This is a genomic window from Halomonas sp. 25-S5, from assembly GCF_029889845.1.
Classification (GTDB): domain Bacteria; phylum Pseudomonadota; class Gammaproteobacteria; order Pseudomonadales; family Halomonadaceae; genus Halomonas.
This window is the reverse complement of record NZ_JARANV010000018.1, coordinates 49,849-70,374: the sequence shown is the minus strand read 5'-3', so window position 1 is coordinate 70,374 and position 20,526 is coordinate 49,849. Positions and strand designations below refer to the sequence as shown.

Below are 20,526 nucleotides of genomic sequence, written 5' to 3'. Positions count from 1 at the left end.
GACGCCTCTTCCGGCTTGGCGTGATGTTGCCCGGGCGGCTAGGTTCAAGAGGCCGCCACTCCAAGGCGATCGTGGCTGCCTTGTCGGGGCCTGCGGGCGTCGACTGGCGTGAAAGCCAGCGCTGGGGTAGGGTAAGCGCATTTTTCACCCGCCACAGAAGGGCGGGCCGAAACCGTCTGGCGCAGGCCGTCGAGCTGGCGCCATCAGCACAGTGGAGCACTATGGGCAAGTCACTGGTCATCGTCGAGTCGCCGGCCAAGGCCAAGACGATCAACAAGTATCTCGGCAACGACTTCATCGTGAAGTCGAGCGTGGGGCACATCCGTGACCTGCCGACCAGCGGCTCCGGCAAGGCAGCCTCGGATCCCAAGGAGCGTGCCCGTCAGGCCGCGGCGACCCGCAAGATGTCCCCGGAGGAGAAGGCCGAGCACCGCAAGCACAAGGCCCATGACCAGTTGATCCGGCGCATGGGCATCGACCCTGAGCATGGCTGGGAGGCGCATTACGAGATCCTCCCGGGCAAAGAGAAGGTGGTAGCCGAGCTCAAGAAGCTCGCCGAGAAGGCCGATGCCGTCTATCTTGCTACCGACCTTGACCGCGAGGGGGAGGCCATCGCCTGGCACCTGCGCGAGACCATCGGTGGCGACGAGACCCGCTACCGGCGGGTGGTGTTCAACGAGATCACCAAGAACGCCATTCAGGAGGCCTTTCAGGATCCCGGCAGCCTGAACATCCCCCGCGTCGAGGCGCAGCAGGCGCGTCGCTTCCTCGATCGGGTGGTGGGCTTCATGCTCTCGCCGCTGCTGTGGGCCAAGATCGCCCGTGGCCTCTCCGCCGGCCGGGTGCAGTCGGTGGCCACTCGCCTGATCGTCGAACGCGAGCGCGAGATCCACGCCTTCATCCCCGAGGAGTTCTGGGACGTCCATGCCGACCTGCGGCCTGCCGGCGACGACCAGGCGTCGGTGCGCTTCGAGCTGGTGCGCCAGGACGGCAAGGCGTTCCGGCCCACCTCCGAAGCCGAGACGCTGGAGCGCATCGCGGCGCTTAAGCAGGCGAGCCTGGCGATCACCGCGCGGGAAGACAAGCCCACGCGATCCAAGCCCAATGCCCCCCTCATCACCTCGACGCTTCAGCAGGCGGCCAGTGGCCGGCTGGGCTTCTCGGTAAAGAAGACCATGACCCTGGCCCAGCGCCTCTACGAAGCCGGCTACATCACCTACATGCGGACCGATTCCACCAACCTCTCGAAGGATGCGGTGGAGAATGTGCGCGAGTTCATCGGCACGGAATTCGGCCCGCGCTACCTGCCCGAGGCGCCCAATCGCTACTCCAGCAAGGCGGGGGCCCAGGAAGCTCACGAGGCGATCCGCCCCTCCGACGTCGCTCGCCGGGCCACCGACCTGGCCGGCATGGAGCGTGACGCCGAGCGCCTCTATGAGCTGATCTGGCGACAGTTCGTGGCCTGTCAGATGACGCCTGCCGAGTACCTCTCCAGCACCCTGACCGTGGAGGTCGACGGCTTCGAGCTGCGTGCCAAGGGGCGGGTACTGAAGTTCGACGGCTACACCCGGGTGATGAAGCCGATGGGGCGCAAGGAGGAGGACCAGTCGTTGCCGGACCTCGCCGAGGGCACGTCCATGACCCTGGAGCGGCTCGATCCGCAGCAGCACTTCACCAAGCCGGCGGCCCGCTACACCGAAGCGAGCCTGGTCAAGGAACTGGAGAAGCGCGGCATCGGCCGCCCCTCCACCTATGCCTCGATCATCTCCACCATCCAGGACCGCGGCTACGTCAAGCTGGAGAACCGGCGCTTCTATGCCGAGAAGCTCGGCGATATCGTCACCGAGCGGCTCAAGGAGTCGTTCCCCGACCTGATGGACTACTCCTTCACCGCCCGCATGGAGGATAGCCTCGATGATGTGGCCGAGGGCGAGCGCAACTGGCAGGCACTGCTCGATGCCTTCTACGCCGAGTTCAAGAAGGAACTCGCCGTCGCCGAGAGCGAGGAGGGCATGCGGCCCAACCAGCCGGTGCCCACCGACATCGATTGCCCGACCTGCGGGCGCAAGATGCAGATCCGCACCGCCTCCACCGGGGTCTTCCTGGGTTGCTCCGGCTACAACCTGCCGCCCAAGGAGCGCTGCAAGACCACCATCGACCTGCTGCCCGGCGACGAGGCGGTGGCCGCGGATGCCGGCGAGGACGCCGAAACCGATGCGCTGCGGGCCAAGCACCGCTGCCCCAAGTGCGGCACCGCCATGGACAGCTACCTGATCGACGAGACCCGCAAGCTGCACATCTGCGGCAACAGCCCGGATTGTGACGGCCACGAGATCGAGAAGGGCAAGTTCCGCATCAAGGGCTATGACGGTCCGACCATCGAGTGCGACAAGTGCGGCAGCGAGATGCAGCTCAAGACCGGGCGTTTCGGCAAGTACTTCGGCTGCACCAACAGCGAGTGCAAGAACACCCGCAAGCTGTTGCGCAGCGGCGAGGCGGCGCCGCCCAAGATGGACCCGATTCCCATGCCGGAGCTCGAGTGCCAGAAGGTCGATGACCACTATGTGCTGCGCGACGGCGCCAGCGGCCTGTTCCTGGCGGCGAGCAAGTTTCCCAAGAATCGCGAGACCCGCCCGCCGCTGGTCAAGGAGCTCAAGGCGCATGCCGAGGCGCTGCCCGACAAGTACCGCTACCTGCTCGACGCCCCCAGCGAGGATCCGGACGGTCGCCCGGCGCAGATCCGCTTCTCGCGCAAGGCGCGTGAGCAGTTCGTGATGACCGATGAGGGCGGCAAGGCCACTGGCTGGCGAGCGAGCTTCGATGGCAGCAAATGGCAGGTGGAGGACAAGCGTAAGTGACCCCAAGATCCCGCACCAACCAGCTGCTCTACCAGGCGGAGCTGCTGCTCGCGCTGCCGGCCGGCGACGACGAGCACGGCGAGGCGCGGCGCATGGCCGCGGAGGAGGGCAGCCTGGCGCTGGCCGAGCTGGCGCTGCAGTCTCTGCTGCGCGAGGTCACCGAGCATGCCCACCTGGAGCGTCATGACTGGCGCGAACTGCTGGGCCCCGAGGGCGCCGGCATTGCCGAGCTGCACCGGCTGCGCGAGCTGGTCGCGCGTCCCGACAGCTGGCTTGCCTGGCTGATCGGCAAGCTCGAGGCCCTGCATGGCACCGACGGCGTGGCCCGTCGCGCTACGGGCGCTGCCCGGGGGTTGATCGCCGTGGGCAGCGGTGCGGCGCTGGGGGAGGAGCTGCGCGCCTGCCTCGCCGAGGCCAAGACCGAGATCGCCGCCCTGCGCGAGACCAGCGAGGAATGGTAGCGAACGCGCGTCAGGCGGCCAGGGAGCGCGTCGCCATCCTGGTCGACGTCCAGAATGTCTACTACACCACCCGCGAGGCCTTTGGCCGGCACTTCGACTACAACGCCTTCTGGGCGCGCTTCGCGGCCGGTCGGGAGGTGGTGGTGGCCAACGCCTACGCGGTGGAGCGCGGCGACCCCAGGCAGCGCCAGTTCCAGGACATCCTGCGAGGCATCGGCTTCACCGTGAAGCTCAAGCCTTATATCCAGCGCCGTGATGGCTCGGCCAAGGGCGACTGGGACGTGGGCATCGCCCTGGACGCCATGGAGGCCGCGCCGCGGGTCGATCGGGTGGTGTTGGTCTCCGGCGACGGCGACTTCGACCTGCTGGTCGAGCGGCTGCGCGAGCGCCATGGGGTGGAGGTGGAGGTGGTCGGCGTGGAGCGGCTCACCGCCGATTCGCTGATCCGCGCGGCCAGCCGCTTCGTGCCCATCGAGGGGGAGTTGTTGCTTTAGGCAAAGCCTATCTCAGTGAGTGGTTCTACTCGGAGCTGATCCGGCGGCAGGCCTTCGAAGAGGCGCTGTGAATACATCCTTGTACGCTACCGACGCCATCCCTGGCGTAGGACCTCCTCTCCGGCCTGACCCCCGGCGCTCCTCGCTTCTGTCAGCCATGATGGGTGTGAGTGTTGGCGATAACCGGTACAATCGCGCCCCCGTTTCATGCACTGACCTGGACCCTTCATTGATCTCCACCGCCAACATCACCATGCAGTTCGGCGCCAAGCCGCTGTTCGAGAATGTCTCCGTCAAGTTCGGCAATGGCAACCGTTACGGCCTGATCGGGGCCAACGGCTGCGGCAAGTCCACCTTCATGAAGATCCTCGGCGGTGACCTGGAGCCCTCCTCGGGACAGGTGATGGTCGAGTCCGGTGCCCGGCTCGGCAAGCTGCGCCAGGACCAGTTCGCCTTCGAGGACGAGCGGGTCATCGACACCGTGATCATGGGCAATGCCGAGCTGTGGCAGGTGGCGGCCGAGCGCGAGCGCATCTACTCGCTGCCCGAGATGCGCGAGGCGGACGGCATGGCCGTGGCCGACCTCGAGGTGCGCTTCGCCGAGCTCGACGGCTATACCGCCGAGTCCCGGGCCGGCGAGCTGCTGCTGGGGCTCGGCATCCCGTTGCGCCAGCACGCAGGCCCCATGAGTGAGATCGCGCCGGGCTGGAAGCTGCGTGTGCTGCTCGCCCAGGCGCTGTTCGCCGACCCCGATGTGCTGCTGCTCGACGAGCCTACCAACCACCTGGACATCAACACCATCCGCTGGCTGGAGGACATGCTCACCGCGCGCAATAGCACCATGATCATCATTTCCCACGACCGCCACTTCCTCAACAGCGTCTGCACCCACATGGCGGACCTGGACTACGGCGAGATCACGCTGTTTCCCGGCAACTACGATGACTACATGACGGCCGCCACCGCCGTCCGCGAACGCCAGCACGCCGACAACGCCAAGAAGAAGACGCAGATCGCCGAGCTGCAGGCCTTCGTCAGCCGTTTCTCGGCCAATGCCTCGAAGGCCAAACAGGCGACCTCCCGGGCGCGGCAGATCGACAGGATCAAGCTCGAGGAGATCAAGCCCTCCAGCCGGGTCAGCCCCTTCATCCGCTTCGAGCAGGCCAGGAAGATCCATCGTAACGCGGTCAACGTCGAGTCCGTCACCAAGGGGTTCGCCGAGGAGGCACCGCTCATCGAGCGCCTCTCGATGACCGTGGAAGCCGGCGAACGCATCGCCATCATCGGTCCCAACGGGATCGGCAAGACGACCTTGTTGCGCACCCTGGCCGGCGAGCTGCATCCCGATGCCGGCGCGGTGCGCTGGACCGACAGTGCCCAACTCGGCATCTTCGCCCAGGACCACGCGGACGACTTCGCCAACGACGCCACCCTGTTCGAGTGGATGTCCCAGTGGACCCAGGGCGGGGAGCAGGAGGTGCGCGGCGCCCTGGGCAGGATGCTGTTCTCCAGCGACGACATCGGCAAGTCGGTGAAGGTGATCTCCGGCGGCGAGCAGGGCCGCATGCTGTTCGGCAAGCTGGCCCTGACCCGGCCCAACGTGCTGCTGATGGACGAGCCCACCAACCACCTGGACATGGAGTCCATCGAGGCGCTCAATCTGGCCCTGGCGAACTACCCCGGCACCCTGATCTTCGTCAGCCATGACCGCGAGTTCGTCTCCTCCCTGGCGACCCGCATCCTGGACATGAGCGAGCAGGGGACTACCGACTTCAGCGGCAGTTACGATGACTACCTGCGCAGCCAGGGGTTATTCGGGTGACAGCACGCAGAGCTCCCAGGGCCATGGTCCTGCGCTTTCTGACAGCAAAGGCGAGAACAGCGTATCGGGCGAGTGATTGATTTCGCGCCGGCTCATCCGGTAAAACGTCCTGTGAACCTTGGCAGATGCATCTTCGTACTCAAAGACATAATCCGACCAAATAGGAGTAAACAGATGATGAGCAGCCTGAAAACAGCATTGGTAGCGGCAACGCTTTCACTCACTGTTGCAAGTACGCAGGTGATGGCAGAAATGCAAACCAGCACCATCGAGTATCAAGTCGGCGACGAGACCTTCACCGGCTATATGGCCTGGGATGATGAGTTCGAGCAGAAACGTCCGGGCGTTCTGGTGGTTCATGAATGGTGGGGGCACAATGAATTCGCCCGGAATCAGGCAGAACGTCTTGCTTCCGCCGGCTATACAGCGTTTGCGCTGGACATGTATGGCTCAGGCAAGCAGGCGGAACACCCTGATACTGCCCAGAAGTTCATGCAGGAAGCAACCAGGGACATGGACCAGGTCAAGGCACGCTTCATGAAGGCGATGGACATCCTGAAGAGCCACGAGAGCGTGGATGCTTCCCGTATTGCGGCACAAGGCTATTGCTTTGGCGGCGGCGTAGTTCTGAACATGGCACGCATGGGCGTGGATCTGGATGGCGTCGTCAGCTTCCATGGGGTTCTCGGCAGCCCCCTCACGGCTGAACCCGGATCCGTGAAAGCCAGAATCCAGGTGTACACAGGCGGTGCCGACAAGCTGGTCCCCTCCGATCAGGTCGCAGGCCTGGTAAAAGAGATGCAGGATGCTGAAGTCGACTTAACCCTGGTGAGCTTTCCCGGAGTGCTGCACTCATTCACCAACCCGAGCGCTGACAAGGTCGCCGAGCAGTTCGGCATGCCGGTTGGTTATGACGAAGAGGCCGCCAGCCGTTCCTGGGATGGCACCATGCGTTTCTACAAGGCGATTTTCGCCCAGTAATACAGGCGGGAGCAAAAACCAGGGCGATTGCACGAACAAAGTCTCTCATCGGGTAAAGCGCTTTCGGCCCGATGAGAGCCTTATCCATGCAAAAAGCGGTAATGTTGTATGAGCACAGCTTGCTGCGCGATACATCAGCGATACACTGGGCGCCTGGCGGCGCCAATCGCACAGTAAATAAATAGAGTAAATAAATAAGGTAATCCCCCGGCTTTGCCGGGGGATACTTACTTCTGACCGCTGAGTCGGTTTTTTTGATATACGGCGCCTTTCCCCCCATTGGGTCGGCCCGAGGCGTCCGCAGGCCTTATGTCGGAACCAGCCGACCAACGTTTTCCAGCATCTCAACCGACACACTCGATTCATGGCTGCCTCTTGCAAATCAACCTACCAGTAGGTAGGGTGGGTCTTGCACTCACTCAACATTGCTAGAGGTCAACCAATGAAGGTCCACGATACCGAAGGCTTCCCGAACCCGCTGCGCGTTCGCATTGCCCTGGCAGAAAAAGGCGCAACGAATCAGGTGGAATTTGTCCCGGTGGATGTGATGGGGGCCGAACACCGTTCCGAGGAGTTCCGGGCAAAGAACCCGGATGCCACCGTGCCCATGCTGGAGCTTGACGACGGTACCTGCATCGCCCAGTGCAACGCCATCACCGAATATATCGACGGGGTCTTTGATGGCCCCTCCCTCACGGGTACAACCCCAAAGGAGCGCGCCTGCATTGCGATGATGAATCTGCGGGTAGAAAACGGTCTGATGAACGCCGTGGGTGCCTATTTCCACCACGCAACCCCGGGGCTCGGCCCGGATCTGGAGACCTGGCAATGCGCTGAATGGGGTAACAAACAGAAAGAAATTGCCAGCGCCACCATGGCCTACCTGGACAGTGTTCTGGCAGACAATGAGTTTGTTGCGGGCGACAGCTTCTCGGTGGCGGATATCACCACCTATGCCGGCCTGGTGTTTGCGGATTTTGCCAAGGTTGATATTCCCGGGTCCCTGAGCAACCTCCGGGCCTGGCGCGCAAAAGTCGCAGCCCGTCCGTCCATTGCCGGATGAGCCGGGACATTCAGGTTCAACACATGAATTGAACACATGAATAAAGGGAGGCAATCTCATGGAGATCAATGCTAATTTCTCCAAACCGGTTGTCGTGCATTCCGATCAGCTTGAATGGCAGCCGTCACCCATGAAAGGGGTGGAGCGGCGCATGCTGGACCGGATCGGGGATGAAGTTGCCCGCGCCACCACCATCGTGCGGTATGCACCGGGCAGCCATTTCTCGGCGCACACCCATACCGGGGGCGAGGAATTCATCGTACTGGAGGGCGTATTCCAGGATGAGCACGGTGACTTCCCTGCCGGCACCTATGTGCGCAACCCCCCGACCACGTCACATATCCCGCGCTCTGAGGAGGGGTGCACGATTTTTGTAAAACTCTGGCAGTTCGACCTGGCCGACCGTACCCAGTTCAGCAAGAACATGGAAGCCGGGCTGGGTGCCCCGGTGGACGGCGTTGCCACCGCAAAGCTGCACGAGGACGACCGTGAGATTGTCACCTACAGCAAGCTCGATGCGAAGGCGACACTGACCTCGGAGGCACCCGGCGGAATCGAGCTGCTGGTGATCGACGGCACGGTCACGGTGGACGGCGAGGTGCTGGGCCGGCATGACTGGCTGCGCCTGCCCGAAGGGCAAACGTTGTCCGCGCGGGCCGGGGACGATGGCGCGAAGCTCTGGATGAAGACCGGGCACCTGCGATTTGCCGGGGCACCGGCAGTATGAGCCCGGCAATAGCGCGAGTGAACCACATGGATAGGTGACATAGACAGGTGAATGACCATGAACCGTGATACCAGAACCGCCCTGATGGATCTTGCCGAGCACAGCGTCCGGTCACGGGGCTTTGACGGGTTCAGCTATGCGGATCTGGCTGAGGCCATCGGCATTCGGAAGGCCTCGATTCACTATCACTTCCCCACCAAAGCGAACCTCTCCGAGGCCTTGATTGAGCGCTATCAGACCAATCTGCAGCATGGCCTGGCCGGGATAGAATCAACCCATTCCAGCGCCGGCGCACGCTTCAAGGCACTGATTGCCCTGTATCGCTCGGCGCTGCATGATGGCCAGACCGTGTGCCTGTGTGTTGCCTTTTCAATCTGCCGCGAAAGCCTGTCCGATGCGGTTATCGCCAAAGTCGGTGCCGTTCGCGTCATGGTACTGCAATGGCTTACGGCTATGTTCGAACTGGGGCAAAGGGATGGATCAATCGTGGCCATCCAGGATCCGACCGATGAGGCGCACGCCACCCTGGCCACGCTGGAAGGTGCCCATCTGGCAGCGCGCACCGAAGAAGATCCCGCCGTGTTTGACGGCGCCACGCGGCTCCTGAGCGCCCGCTGCCATGCGCGCGCATTCTAGTATAAGCCCGACGACACTGCTCCTTGCCTGAACTATATGGTTAGCGATAGGATGGCTTGCCATACACTCCAGGAGGTGAAGCATGAGCACGTTCTACTCAACCACGGTTAACGCCATCGGCGGTCGCAGCGGCACGGTGAAAAGCACTGATGGGCTTCTCGACCTCAAGCTCGCGATGCCCGGCAGTCTGGGCGGCCAGGGCGATGCCACCAATCCTGAACAGCTTTTTGCGGCCGGTTATGCCGCCTGCTTCGGCAATGCAGTCATCCATGTCACCCGCAACCAGGAGCGCAAACTCCAGGATCGTGATGTCGAGGTGGCCGCCACCGTCGGCCTGGAGCCGAATGGCAGCGGCGGTTTTGCGCTGACCGTCGCGCTCGATGTCACGCTGGCCGGCGTTGACCAGGCGGCAGCCGAGGCGATCGTTGCCCAGGCGCATGAGGTCTGCCCCTATTCAAATGCAACCCGCGGCAATATCGATGTCGCGCTGAGTGTCAAGACGCGATGATGGGTAGCGAGCACCAAGACGATGCCAGCGAGTGGCTTCGCCTCGACCGTCAGGTCTGCTTTCCCCTCTACGCGGCGACCAACCTGATGCAGCGCCTGTATCGTCCGCTGCTGGCACCGCTGGGGCTGACCTATTCGCAATATCTGGTATTGCTGGTGCTGTGGGAGCGCGGCAGTGCCAGCGTCGGCGAATTGCGTGATTGCCTCTATCTTGATGCCGGCACCATCACTCCCCTGCTCAAGCGCATGGAGCGAGATGGCCTGGTGACCCGCAGGCGAGACCGTGAGGACGAGCGTCGTGTGCTCATCGCACTCACTCCGCACGCCACCGCCTTACGGGAGCAGGCCCAGCGGATTCCCGAAACGCTTGCGGCCCGGATCGGTTTTGACGCCGCGGAGGGAGCACAGCTTCACGATGTCACCACCTCGTTGGTAGAAAGACTGCGAGGGCTGGTCAAATAGCGAGGTCCGCAGCTCGCTTTCAATATCAATTCATTTCACAAAGAGGTGCAACATGGCAACTGACAACCTACCGCGGTTCCATGAAGACAACCGTCTACGCTACAAGGCACTGGGTGACTCAGGCCTGTTCGTCTCCGAGCTCTGCCTGGGGACCATGACCTTCGGCGGCGGCGATGAGGGGATCTGGGGCCTGATCGGCAATCTGCAGCAGGAGCAGGCCGACGAGCTGATGAAGATGGCCCTGGAGGCGGGCATCAACTTCATCGACACCGCCAATGTCTATGGTTTCGGTGCCAGTGAGCGCATCGTCGGCCAGTCCCTGAAGAATCTCGGCGTTCGCCGCGAGGACGTGGTGCTGGCCACCAAGGTACTTGGCCCCATGGGGGATGGTCCCAATGCCCGGGGCGCCTCCCGTGGCCATATCATGAGTGAATGCAAGGCGAGCCTGGCGCGCCTGCAGACGGACTATATCGACCTGTACCAGATCCACGGCTTCGACCCGGCCACGCCGATCGAGGAAACCCTGGAGGCACTGAACACCCTGGTGCAACACGGCCATGTGCGTTATGTGGGCCTGTCCAACTGGGCCGCCTGGCAGATCATGAAGGCCATCGGCATCACCCGGGCCCGTCACCTGTGCCCGATCACCTCCCTGCAGGCCTATTACACCCTGGTGGGTCGCGACCTGGAACGGGATATCGTGCCGATGCTGGCATCCGAGAAGGTCGGGCTGATGGTGTGGAGCCCGCTGGCAGGGGGCTACCTGTCGGGCAAATACGAAGGGCCGGACGTTTCCGAGGAAAACCGCCGGGCCAGGTTTGATTTCCCGCCCGTCAACCGTGAGCGGGGCAGCGAGGTTATCAGGGTCATGCGGGAGATTGCCGATGGCAAGCAGGTCGACGGCGAGCCGGTCAGCGTGGCCCAGATCGCCCTGGCCTGGCTGCTACACCAGAAACCTGTGACCAGCATTATTGTGGGTGCCAAACGGCCCGACCAGCTCAAGGCCAATATCCGCGCGGCCGGAGTACGCCTGTCGGATGACGAGCTGGCCGCCCTGGATGAGGTCAGCCGCCTGCCGGAGGAGTATCCGGGCTGGATGCTGGAGCGGCAAGGGGAGTATCGGGCGCACGCGAAAGAGTGAGCACTGGCACCGCGCCGGCATAAGGACTTGTCCTCTGATTGTCGAAAACGAGATCTTCTATAAACGGGCAGATCAAGGGCCTGACGGCCATCGATCCGCCCAACCACCGAAGGAGGTAGACATGTCATCCCTTGACACCCAGTTCCTTTCCCTGACGGAACATCACGGCCGATATGAGGCGATCAATCCGGCTGCAGCGCTGAAAGATAGCGCGTCGGGCAAGGTGATCTTTATTACCGGCGGATCACGGGGAATCGGCCAGGCTACGGCTGTCGCCTTCGCCGAGGCGGGCGCAAGGGCGGTCTATGTGACCGCGCGCTCAGAGCCGGCACTCGAGGAGACACGGGAGCTGATCCGACAGGCAAACCCGAATACCCAGTGCGCCTATTCGACGTGCGATGTCACCCGCCCGGAGCAGGTCGAAGCTGCCGTTGCCGATTGCGTGAAAACATTCGGCGGCATCGACGTGGCCGATGCCAACGCCGGCCACCTTGCGCATTGGGCGAAGATCGGCGAGTCCGACCCCGAGAGCTGGTGGCACACCTGGGAAGTCAACGTGAGGGGGGCCTATCACGTCATACGTTTCTGTATGCCGCATCTTATCGAGTCTGCGAAAAAGTGGGCCGCCGAAGGATCAAGTGGCGGTCATCTGATCCTGCTGTCGTCGGTTGGCGCGCAGCTGCTGTCCCCGACGGGATCTGATTACCAGACATCCAAGCACGCGATCAACCGTCTGTGTGAATTCGTCACCGTGGATCATGGTCAGGACGGCATCAAATGCTTCGCCATCCATCCCGGCGGAGTGGCCACCGAGCTCGGACAGAACATGCCAGGGGAGATGCACGCCTATCTCACCGATAGCCCCGAGCTGGCGGCCGGTTTTATCGTCTGGCTGGCCTCCGGCAAGGCGGACTGGGGCACGGGGCGCCATTTCAGCGCCAATTGGGATGTGGAAGAACTCACCTCGCTCAGGAACGAGATTCTCAGGCACGATCTGTTGGTGAACCGCCTGCGCGCCAAGCTGTGATAAAGTTATTTCTTGACGTTAGTGCTCTGAGCTTGGCCGGCTTGGCGCCAAGCTGTGCGTTGCACCAGTCAATGACCCACAACGCCGGAAGAGCCCACAATGCCGGGCAACGCCAGAAGGTGGCACGTGGGGCGGCGGCTACGATCTCATACAGCATTGATATGCATCAAGCGTGATGGACATGGCTTGGTTACGATAAAATTAATGGACTATCTGCCCGTATCGGGGCATCAATGATAGGAGGAGCCGCAATGCGCTTTCATCAGGTCAAGGAGCTGGTCGCCTGGGCGGCCGATTACCATCGTGGGCTCGCCGAACAGTATGACCAGCTGGCCGCCACTGACGTCAACGACCGGGTGCGCATGGCATTGGAGTACCTGGCCGAGCACGAACGCAAGATGCAGACCGAGCTGGCCAACTACCTCGAGGAAGATAGCGAGCATCGCAACGTCCTCGAGACCTGGTTCGACGACCCTGCCGACTTTCCCCATGCGCCCACCCTCGATCGTCTTACCCAGTGTGTGTCCTGCGACAGCGTGCAGGATGTGCTCTCTACCGCGCTGACCATGCACAGGACGCTTCAGGATCTCTACGCGCATCGTGTCGAGCGGGCATCCGCGGAGGCCGAGCGCGAGTTCTTCGCCTCGCTCTCTACCGGCCATGAGGCCGAAGTGCGACGACTTGCCCGTGACATGCAACGACTCGAGGACTACTGAGGAGAACGCGATGTCGGACAGAGCCTGTCACTCACGCTGCTGCGCCATGCCGATGACGCCGTTTTGCGACACCGCCATTCCCTCCTGACAGGCCTTGGCCAATCCGGTATAACGTCTATCAGTACGAAGCCTTTCATTTCCTGCATGCCCCAGAGACGTCACCGATGAAGCACCTGTCCCGTCGCCGCTTCGGCCTGCTGGCGCTCAGTTCGCCCTTGCTGCTGCTGGCCCCGTACGCGTCTGCCAGCCTGATGGACAGCCTGCTGTCTCGCGCCATCGTTCCTCGCCACGACGGCGAGCTGTGGGTGCTGGTCGATGACCGTGAGGCGGCGCTGAGCGTCTACCGTGGCAATCGGCTACTCGAGCGCTACGAGCCGATCTCGCTGGGCCGCGGAGGGGCCAAGCCGCAGCGCCAGCGGGGCGACCGTGCCACGCCGCTCGGCGAGTTCCGGGTCAACCGCTTCAATCGCCGCAGCAAGTTCCATATCTTCATCGGGCTCGATTACCCCACGCCGACTCATGCCCGCATGGCGCTGGAGGCCGGGGTGTACAGCCAGCAAGACTACGATGACTACTTCTCCTACTACCGTCGGAACGGTTACCCTCCCCAGGATACGGTGCTCGGCGGCTTCATCGGCATCCATGGTGTCGGTGAGGGGGATCCCGACATCCACCGGCGGTTCCACTGGACGGATGGCTGCGTGGCAGTGACCGACACGCAGGTCGAGAATTTGTCGTCGTTGATCGACATTGGCACACGCGTCGTGATCCGCTAGGCTTTACATTCGCAAGGGACGTTCTAAGCTATGGACAAGCGCCGTTATATATTATAAAACAGCGTTTGACTCCTGTGCTTCGCAGCAGAAGTCGCTGCAAGAAGGCCTGCTTCCGCAGGAAGCCTGACTCTCAGGCAACACCAACGCAGTACCCAAGGAAGACTCAAGGAGAACACCATGACTCTGAAGACCACTCTGAAGCTGACCGCCGCTGCCGCCTCCCTGGCCATCCTGGCCGGTTGTGCATCCAACAGCGCCCTGGAAGAAGTCCGCATGACCGCCGAGTCCGCCCAGGCTGACGCTGCCGAAGCACGCAGTATCGCCACTCAGGCGCAGAACACCGCCAACCAGGCACAGCGCGACGCTCAGGCGGCCCTGCAGATGTCCGAGCAGAACCGCGAAGAGATGAACCGCATGTTCGAGCGTTCCATGCGCAAGTGATCGTTCTCCGCCGCCCGGTAGGGCGGTAGCAGAACCTTCAAGACAGGGGCCTCGCCGTTACCGGCGAGGCCCCTGTCGTTGGTGGACGTTTGCTGCGCGATGAGGTCAGGAGAGGCTCAGCCTTCCTTGGCCTGGCGCTCCTTGGGGGCAGTGTCGGCGGCGATTAGCTCCAGGCGGTCCCAGAGCGTTTCGGGCGTGGGATCCGGGGCTGAGACCTCCAGCGCCACGGGCATGCCCCGCGGCACCTCCACGACCTCGCGAAGACGGGCGTAGTCCACCGGGTAGTCGAGCCCACTGACCGCTGTGTCCACCTGGTCGAGGGCCTCGGTGATGCGCTGGATGGTGGTGCCGTCTTCTTCGTCCAGGTAGGGGTAGGCCTGGACGTGCAGGGTGCCATCCGACCAGCCGAGCTTGAGCGTCTCGTTGATCAGTTTGACCTGGGTGCCGATGGGCAGGCGCGGGAAGAGGGCCTCGATGTCCTCGGGCAGCATGCGGATGCAGCCATGGGTGACGCGCATGCCGACGCCCTCGGGCTTGTTGGTGCCATGGATCAGGTAGCCGGGGATGCCCAGACGCATCTTGCGGGTGCCCAGCGGGTTGTCCGGTCCAGGCGGTACCACGCTCGGCAGGCTGCGCCCCTCCTCGGCACGCTCCTTGAGGATCGACTTCGGTGGATACCAGGCCGGATCCTTGACCTTCTCGGTGATGCGGGTGGTGCCCAAGGGAGTCTTCCAGTCCATGCGCCCGACGGCGATGGGGTAGGTCTCGACGCGTGGCGTCTCGCCCTGCTCGGCCGGGGGATAATAGTAGAGGCGCATCTCCGCCACGTTGACCACCAGGCCCTCGCGGGGCCCTTCGGGAAGAATGAAGCGACCGGGAATCACGATCTCGGTGCCCTCGAAGGGTGCCCAGATGCTGACGTCCGGGTTGGCGCGCACCATCTCCTCGTAGCCGATACCGTGCTCGTGGCCGATATCGATCAGGGTGTCGCCGCTCTCGGCGACGACGGTATAGACCTCGCCGACCAGGTCCCCTTCGTCGGGAAGGGGATAGTAGCCGCGGGGCCACTCCTCGGTACTGGCCTGGAGGGGCGTGGCCAGAGCGGCGCAGAGACCCAGCGCCGTGGCGAATCGGGCGGCGTGCCCGAGCGGGAAAGAGTGCTTCATCGACGTCATGTTCTCGTGGTTGCCGTTGGTCAGGGGCTGCGATGGACCCATCCTGGGCGTCTTGATCCTATAGTATCGCCCGGGCGGGAGGCTTTCCGCCAGTTGCTCAGGCCTTGGTTACGCCGCCTCGGCCTTGCGATTGAGCGTGTCGAGGAGCTGTTCCACCGCCTGGAAGCGGGCCTCCGCCTTCTCCATGGCCGCTTCGAAGCGCAGGGTATCGGCGCCATCCAGGCGATAGCGGTCCGGCGCTCGCTGGATCAGTTCCACGAGCACCAGCGGGTCGACGGGGGTCTGGCCGGCGAAGATCACCCGGCCCTTCTCGGGGCCGGCCTCCAGGCGGGTGATGCCCAGGCGCTCGGCGCGCTGGCGCAGCCGGGTCTGGCGCAACAGGGTCTTGACCGGAGCCGGCAGCAGGCCGAAGCGGTCGATCATCTCCACCCTGAGCTCATTGAGCTCGGCCTCATCGGCGGCGCTGGCGATGCGCTTGTACATCACCAGGCGCTGCTGAACGTCGTGGAGATAGTCGTCGGGGATCAAGGCCGGCAGGTTGAGGCTGACCTCGACCCCCTGGTCCAGCGGGGCCTCGATGTTGGGCGTGCGCCCCTCGCGGATCGCCGTCACCGCCCGGTCGAGCATCTGCATGTAGAGGCCATAGCCGACGGCCTCCATCTGGCCGCTCTGTTCCTCGCCGAGCAGTTCGCCCGCGCCGCGGATCTCCATGTCGTGGCTGGCCAGGGTGAAGCCCGCGCCCAGTTCCTCGGCGCCGGCGATGGCCTCCAGCCGCTTGACGGCATCCTTGCTCATCACCCGGGGCGGCGGGGCAAGCAGGTAGGCGTAGGCCTGGTGGTGGCTGCGCCCGACGCGGCCGCGCAGCTGGTGGAGCTGGGCCAGGCCGAACTTGTCGGCCCGCTCGATGACGATGGTGTTGGCACTGGGCACGTCGATGCCGGTCTCGATGATGGTCGAGCAGACCAGTACGTTGAAGCGCTTGTGGTAGAAGTCGGACATGATCCGCTCCAGGGAGCGCTCGGGCAGCTGGCCATGGGCGACGCCGACCCTGGCGTCGGGCACCAGCTCGCGCACCTTCTCGGCGGCGGTTTCGATGGTCTTGACCTCGTTGTGGAGGAAGTAGACCTGGCCACCGCGCAGGATCTCGCGCAGGAGCGCCTCCTTGATCACCGCCTCGTCGCGCTGCTGGACGAAGGTCTTCACCGACAGGCGCCGGGCCGGAGGGGTGGCAATGATCGACAGGTCGCGGATCCCGCTCATCGCCATGTTCAGCGTGCGCGGGATCGGGGTGGCGGTCATGGTCAGGATGTCGACCTCGGCCCGCAGGCTCTTGAGGCGCTCCTTCTGGGCCACACCGAAACGGTGCTCCTCGTCGATGATCAGCAGCCCCATGTGGGGAAGCTTCGTGCTCTTCGACAGCAGCTTGTGGGTGCCGATGACGATATCCGCCTGGCCCGCCTCGATGCGCTTCAGGGACGCGGCCTGACCCTTGCCGGCGGTGAAGCGCGAGATCAACTCGATGTTCACCGCGGTGTCGGCGAAGCGGTCGCGGAAGTTCTCGTAGTGCTGGCGGGCGAGCAGGGTGGTGGGCACCAGCACCACCACCTGGCGACCGGAGTGCACGGCCAGGAAGGCCGCACGCATGGCGACTTCGGTCTTGCCGAAGCCCACATCGCCGCACACGACTCGATCCATGGGGCGTGGGGCGATCATGTCGCCGATGACGGCCTGGATGGCGGCGCGCTGGTCGGGGGTCTCCTCGAACGGGAAGCTGGCCGCAAAGCGCGCGTACTCCGCATCGGGCGGTGCACAGGCAAAGCCCGCCCGGGCCTCGCGGCGGGCGTAGATGTCGAGCAGCTCGGCGGCGGTGTCGCGGATTTTCTCGGCGGCGCGCCGCCGGGCCTTCTCCCACTGGTCCGAGCCCAGCCGATGCAGTGGCGCCAGCTCGTCGTCGGCGCCGGCGTAGCGCGAGATCAACTGCAGGCTGTCCACCGGCACATACAGGCGCGCGCCGTCGGCATACTCCAGGGTTACGAATTCGGCGGCCTGGCCGCCGGCCTCAATCGTCTCGAGCCCCTTGTAGCGGCCCACGCCATGGGCCTGGTGGACGACCGGGGCGCCGGGACGCAGCTCAGCGAGGTGGCGGATCGCTAGCTCGCTGTCATCGGTGGCCCGTTCACGGCGGCGGCTCTGGCGCACCACCTCGCCGAACAGCTCGGTCTCGCTGATCACCGCCAGATCTGGGTCGGTCAGCCACAGGCCGGCATCGATCTCGCCCTCGGTGATCGCCAGGCGGGCGTCGCCGGCCAGGAAGGCGGGAAAGTCCTCCACGTGGCGCAGCGCGAGCCTGAGCGGCTCCAGGGTCTCCTCCAGGGCCTCGCGCCGGCCTCGCGACTCGGCGACGAACAGCACCCGCGTGGCCGGGTGGTCGGCGAGGAAGGTCTCCAGGGCAGCCAATGGCTGCTTCACGCGGGCATTCACCGTCACCGTCGGCGGTGTCCGGGTGGCAGGCGCCACGGCATGCCGATGCGCCGCATCGCCGGTCAGCGCCACCCGGGGGTGGCGCTTGATGGCACCGAACGCCTCGGCAACGGGCACGAAGGCGCGGTGGGGGGGGAGCAGCGGACGCCTGGGGTCGACCCCGAGGTTCTCGAAGCGACTCTCGATGGCCGCCCAGTGATGCTCCGCCGCCTCGAACACCCCGGGCAGCATGGCCACCCGCGTGCCCTCGGCCAGGTGCTCGAAGAGCGTGGCGGTCTGTTCGAAGAACAGCGGCAGGTACTGTTCCAGGCCGGGGGAGGGAATGCCCTTGAGGGCATCCACGTAGAGCGGGCACTGGCGCGGGTCGACGTCGAACAGGGTCTCGAAGCCCTCGCGAAAGCAGGCGATGGCGCTGCGCGACAGCGAGTACTCGTGGGCGGGCAGCAGCTCCACGCGCTCGACCCGGTCTCGGCTGCGCTGGGTGTCGGGGGCGAAGTGGCGCAGGGTATCGATCTCGTCGTCGAACAGATCGATGCGCAGCGGTGCCTCGGCACCCATGGGGAAGAGGTCGATCAGCGCGCCGCGCAGGGCGTATTCGCCGGGTTCGTAGACCGTCTCCACGGCCCGGTAGCCGGCCCGCGACAGAGCGTCGCGAAACCCCTCACGGTCCAGGGTATGGCCGGTTTCCAGCGTCATGACGCGTCCGGCGATGTACTCGACCGGCGGCAGGCGTTGCATGAGGGTGTTCATGGCCGCCAGCACGATGCCGTGTTCGCCGTCCTGCAACCGGCGCAGGGTGCGCAGCCGCGCCGAGACGATGTCCTGATGCGGCGAGAAGCTGTCGTAGGGCAGCGTCTCCCAGTCGGGAAAGGGCAGCACCGGCAGCTGCCCATAGAAGCCCAGGTCACTCTCCAGGCGCTGGGCCGAGGCGGTATCGGGGGTGATCACCAGCAGCGGGGCGTCCTCGGCCAGGTGGGCGAGGGCCAGGGCGGTGGCGCTGCCCGGCGGCGTCTGCCAGTAGAGGATGTCGCGCAGCCCCTGGGGGCGAGGCGGGTCGAGCGGCGAGAAGTTCGGCATGCTAACAGTTACCCAACCGTGGTCGTGAGCGGCGTGCGGAGGTGAAGGCATGATACCAGCCTCGCGGCCGGCCTGTAGTCAGCGGGGCGTTTCTGTAAAACGCCTACAGCGGCTGCGACCATCCTGCGATTGCCCCGGCAGGTGCCGCCCCGGATAATGCTCCGGTATCTTTACCCCCACTATTCACCAAGGAGAGGTTACCCGTGAGTCAGCAATCCCTCGATACCGTCTTTCAGGAATGGCACGACAACCAGGCGATCGCCGAGCAGATGATCCCGATGATCGGCAGCCTCTACCGCCATAACAACGTGGTGGTGACCATGTTCGGGCGGTCGCTGTTCAACCGCAGCGTGATCCGCATCCTCAAGGATCACCGCTACGTGCGCAAGATCGAGGGGACCGAGCTCTCCGTGCAGGACACCTTCCCGCTGATCAAGGCGATGACCGAGCTCAACCTGGGGCCGGCGCATGTCGACGTGGGCAAGCTGGGCGTGGCCTTCAAGGCGCGTGGCGGCGACCCGACGGCCTTCCTGCGCGAGGAACTGGCCGAGATCGTCGAGGGCCACGCCGCCGCCGGCCACAACGGGCAGCCCAAGGACGTGGTGCTCTATGGCTTCGGTCGCATCGGGCGGATCCTGGCGCGCGTGCTGGTCGAGAAGGCCGGCGGCGGCAACCTGCTGCGCCTGCGTGCCATCGTGGTGCGTGGCCGTGGTGACATCGCCAAGGACCTGGAGAAGCGCGCCAGCCTGCTGCGTCGCGATTCGGTGCATGGTCCTTTCAACGGCACCATCAGCGTGGACGCCGAAGCGCGCACCATCACCGCCAACGGCAATGTCATCCGGGTGATCTACGCCGACTCGCCCACCGAGATCGACTATACCGCCTACGGCATCGATAACGCCGTGGTGGTCGACAACACCGGCATCTGGCGCGACGAGGCGGGCCTTGGCCAGCATATCCAGTGCCCGGGCGTGGCCAAGGCGATCCTCACCGCCCCGGGCAAGGGCGACATCGCCAATATCGTCTACGGCATCAACCACCAGGACATCGGCGAGCAGGATCGCATCCTCTCCGCGGCCTCGTGCACCACCAATGCCATCGTGCCGGTGCTCAAGGTGCTTAACGACGCGTTCGGCGTCGAACACGGCCACGTGGAGACCGTGCACGCCTACACCAATGACCAGAACCTGATCGACAACTACCACAAGGGCGACCGTCGCGGTCGCAGCGCCCCGCTCAACATGGTGCTGACTGAGACCGGCGCCGCCAAGGCGGTGGCCAAGGCGCTTCCGGAGTTTGATGGCAAGCTGACCGGCAACGCCATCCGTGTGCCGACACCCAACGTCTCCATGGCGATCCTCAACCTGCGCCTGGAGAAGGAGACCGACGCCGAGGCGCTCAACGACTTCCTGCGCCGGATGTCTCTCGATTCGCCCTACCAGAAGCAGATCGACTTCGTCGACTCGCCAGAAGTGGTCTCCACCGACTTCGTCGGCAACCGCCACGCCGGCATCGTCGACGCCAAGGCGACCATCGCCAACGGCAAGAACGCCGTGGTCTATGTCTGGTACGACAACGAGTTCGGCTACAGCTGCCAGGTGATCCGCATCCTGCAGCACGTCTCCAATGTGCACTTCCTCAAGCTGCCACGCGTCAAGGGGTAAGGCCCTTCGGGCAGCGC

General features: G+C 64.3%; 18 protein-coding genes. 16 read left to right on the top strand and 2 right to left on the bottom strand.

The window, feature by feature from the left end; translation table 11 throughout:
- Nucleotides 1-221: 221 nt before the first annotated feature.
- The 15 genes from topA (at nt 222) to OP498_RS13155 (ending at nt 14,112) form a co-directional block, all read left to right on the top strand.
- Nucleotides 222-2,858: a type I DNA topoisomerase gene (topA, locus tag OP498_RS13225; protein ID WP_280553831.1), complete on the top strand. Its 2,637-nt coding sequence runs from the start codon at nt 222-224 to the stop codon at nt 2,856-2,858.
- Nucleotides 2,855-3,319, top strand: a complete 465-nt coding sequence (locus OP498_RS13220; protein ID WP_280553829.1) for a DUF6586 family protein — start codon at nt 2,855-2,857, stop codon at nt 3,317-3,319. The genes topA and OP498_RS13220 overlap by 4 nt, the downstream gene beginning before the upstream one ends.
- Nucleotides 3,313-3,813: an NYN domain-containing protein gene (locus tag OP498_RS13215; protein WP_280553827.1), complete on the top strand. Its 501-nt coding sequence runs from the start codon at nt 3,313-3,315 to the stop codon at nt 3,811-3,813. Before OP498_RS13220 ends, OP498_RS13215 begins: the two co-directional genes overlap by 7 nt.
- Before the next feature lie 229 nt (nt 3,814-4,042).
- A complete protein-coding gene (locus OP498_RS13210) occupies nt 4,043-5,635 on the top strand; it encodes an ABC-F family ATPase (RefSeq protein ID WP_280553826.1) in 1,593 nt (530 codons plus the stop codon).
- A 174-nt stretch (nt 5,636-5,809) separates the two neighbouring features.
- On the top strand, nt 5,810-6,616 hold the full coding sequence (locus OP498_RS13205; RefSeq protein ID WP_280548588.1) for a dienelactone hydrolase family protein: 807 nt from the start codon (nt 5,810-5,812) through the stop codon (nt 6,614-6,616).
- 442 nt (nt 6,617-7,058) lie between these two features.
- The gene (locus OP498_RS13200; protein WP_280548586.1) at nt 7,059-7,679 is read left to right on the top strand and encodes a glutathione S-transferase; all 621 of its coding nucleotides are present in this window, start codon (nt 7,059-7,061) and stop codon (nt 7,677-7,679) included.
- 58 nt (nt 7,680-7,737) lie between these two features.
- Entirely contained in the window at nt 7,738-8,406 is a 669-nt protein-coding gene (locus OP498_RS13195; protein ID WP_280548584.1) for a cupin domain-containing protein, read from the top strand.
- A gap of 57 nt (nt 8,407-8,463) precedes the next feature.
- Nucleotides 8,464-9,042, top strand: coding sequence for a TetR/AcrR family transcriptional regulator (locus OP498_RS13190; protein ID WP_280548582.1), 579 nt, complete (start codon nt 8,464-8,466; stop codon nt 9,040-9,042).
- 82 nt (nt 9,043-9,124) lie between these two features.
- Nucleotides 9,125-9,550, top strand: coding sequence for an organic hydroperoxide resistance protein (locus OP498_RS13185; protein WP_280548580.1), 426 nt, complete (start codon nt 9,125-9,127; stop codon nt 9,548-9,550).
- Nucleotides 9,550-10,011 carry a MarR family transcriptional regulator gene (locus OP498_RS13180; protein WP_280548578.1) on the top strand — a complete coding sequence of 154 codons (462 nt, stop codon included), beginning with the start codon at nt 9,550-9,552 and terminating at the stop codon, nt 10,009-10,011. Before OP498_RS13185 ends, OP498_RS13180 begins: the two co-directional genes overlap by 1 nt.
- Before the next feature lie 52 nt (nt 10,012-10,063).
- Entirely contained in the window at nt 10,064-11,152 is a 1,089-nt protein-coding gene (locus OP498_RS13175; RefSeq protein WP_280548576.1) for an aldo/keto reductase, read from the top strand.
- Nucleotides 11,153-11,273: 121 nt separating this feature from the next.
- Nucleotides 11,274-12,179: an SDR family oxidoreductase gene (locus OP498_RS13170; RefSeq protein ID WP_280548574.1), complete on the top strand. Its 906-nt coding sequence runs from the start codon at nt 11,274-11,276 to the stop codon at nt 12,177-12,179.
- A 251-nt stretch (nt 12,180-12,430) separates the two neighbouring features.
- Nucleotides 12,431-12,895 carry a 2-hydroxyacyl-CoA dehydratase gene (locus OP498_RS13165; protein ID WP_280548572.1) on the top strand — a complete coding sequence of 155 codons (465 nt, stop codon included), beginning with the start codon at nt 12,431-12,433 and terminating at the stop codon, nt 12,893-12,895.
- A 164-nt stretch (nt 12,896-13,059) separates the two neighbouring features.
- Nucleotides 13,060-13,671, top strand: coding sequence for a L,D-transpeptidase (locus OP498_RS13160; RefSeq protein WP_280548570.1), 612 nt, complete (start codon nt 13,060-13,062; stop codon nt 13,669-13,671).
- Between the two features lie 177 nt (nt 13,672-13,848).
- Nucleotides 13,849-14,112 (top strand): Lpp/OprI family alanine-zipper lipoprotein, encoded by a 264-nt coding sequence (locus OP498_RS13155; RefSeq protein ID WP_280548568.1) that lies wholly within the window; start codon nt 13,849-13,851, stop codon nt 14,110-14,112.
- Nucleotides 14,113-14,228: 116 nt separating this feature from the next.
- Here the strand turns inward: OP498_RS13155 and OP498_RS13150 are convergent, their stop codons facing one another.
- Entirely contained in the window at nt 14,229-15,329 is a 1,101-nt protein-coding gene (locus OP498_RS13150; protein WP_280553824.1) for a L,D-transpeptidase family protein, read from the bottom strand.
- A 66-nt stretch (nt 15,330-15,395) separates the two neighbouring features.
- Complete coding sequence (mfd, locus tag OP498_RS13145) at nt 15,396-18,845, bottom strand: transcription-repair coupling factor (protein WP_280553822.1); 3,450 nt, start codon at nt 18,843-18,845, stop codon at nt 15,396-15,398.
- A 203-nt stretch (nt 18,846-19,048) separates the two neighbouring features.
- On the opposite strand from mfd, the gene OP498_RS13140 reads away from it, so the two are divergent.
- Nucleotides 19,049-20,509 carry a glyceraldehyde-3-phosphate dehydrogenase gene (locus OP498_RS13140; protein ID WP_280553820.1) on the top strand — a complete coding sequence of 487 codons (1,461 nt, stop codon included), beginning with the start codon at nt 19,049-19,051 and terminating at the stop codon, nt 20,507-20,509.
- Nucleotides 20,510-20,526: the final 17 nt, after the last annotated feature.

What these genes read in the sequence shown, in the direction of transcription:
- OP498_RS13160 (WP_280548570.1), top strand. Translation starts at nt 13,060, where the DNA reads ATGAAGCACCTGTCCCGTCGCCGCTTCGGCCTGCTGGCGCTCAGTTCG.
- OP498_RS13170 (WP_280548574.1), top strand. Translation starts at nt 11,274, where the DNA reads ATGTCATCCCTTGACACCCAGTTCCTTTCCCTGACGGAACATCACGGC.
- mfd (WP_280553822.1), bottom strand. Translation starts at nt 18,845, where the DNA reads ATGCCGAACTTCTCGCCGCTCGACCCGCCTCGCCCCCAGGGGCTGCGC.
- OP498_RS13205 (WP_280548588.1), top strand. Translation starts at nt 5,810, where the DNA reads ATGATGAGCAGCCTGAAAACAGCATTGGTAGCGGCAACGCTTTCACTC.
- OP498_RS13175 (WP_280548576.1), top strand. Translation starts at nt 10,064, where the DNA reads ATGGCAACTGACAACCTACCGCGGTTCCATGAAGACAACCGTCTACGC.
- OP498_RS13185 (WP_280548580.1), top strand. Translation starts at nt 9,125, where the DNA reads ATGAGCACGTTCTACTCAACCACGGTTAACGCCATCGGCGGTCGCAGC.
- OP498_RS13200 (WP_280548586.1), top strand. Translation starts at nt 7,059, where the DNA reads ATGAAGGTCCACGATACCGAAGGCTTCCCGAACCCGCTGCGCGTTCGC.
- OP498_RS13180 (WP_280548578.1), top strand. Translation starts at nt 9,550, where the DNA reads ATGGGTAGCGAGCACCAAGACGATGCCAGCGAGTGGCTTCGCCTCGAC.
- OP498_RS13190 (WP_280548582.1), top strand. Translation starts at nt 8,464, where the DNA reads ATGAACCGTGATACCAGAACCGCCCTGATGGATCTTGCCGAGCACAGC.
- OP498_RS13150 (WP_280553824.1), bottom strand. Translation starts at nt 15,329, where the DNA reads ATGGGTCCATCGCAGCCCCTGACCAACGGCAACCACGAGAACATGACG.
- OP498_RS13165 (WP_280548572.1), top strand. Translation starts at nt 12,431, where the DNA reads ATGCGCTTTCATCAGGTCAAGGAGCTGGTCGCCTGGGCGGCCGATTAC.
- topA (WP_280553831.1), top strand. Translation starts at nt 222, where the DNA reads ATGGGCAAGTCACTGGTCATCGTCGAGTCGCCGGCCAAGGCCAAGACG.
- OP498_RS13215 (WP_280553827.1), top strand. Translation starts at nt 3,313, where the DNA reads ATGGTAGCGAACGCGCGTCAGGCGGCCAGGGAGCGCGTCGCCATCCTG.
- OP498_RS13155 (WP_280548568.1), top strand. Translation starts at nt 13,849, where the DNA reads ATGACTCTGAAGACCACTCTGAAGCTGACCGCCGCTGCCGCCTCCCTG.
- OP498_RS13195 (WP_280548584.1), top strand. Translation starts at nt 7,738, where the DNA reads ATGGAGATCAATGCTAATTTCTCCAAACCGGTTGTCGTGCATTCCGAT.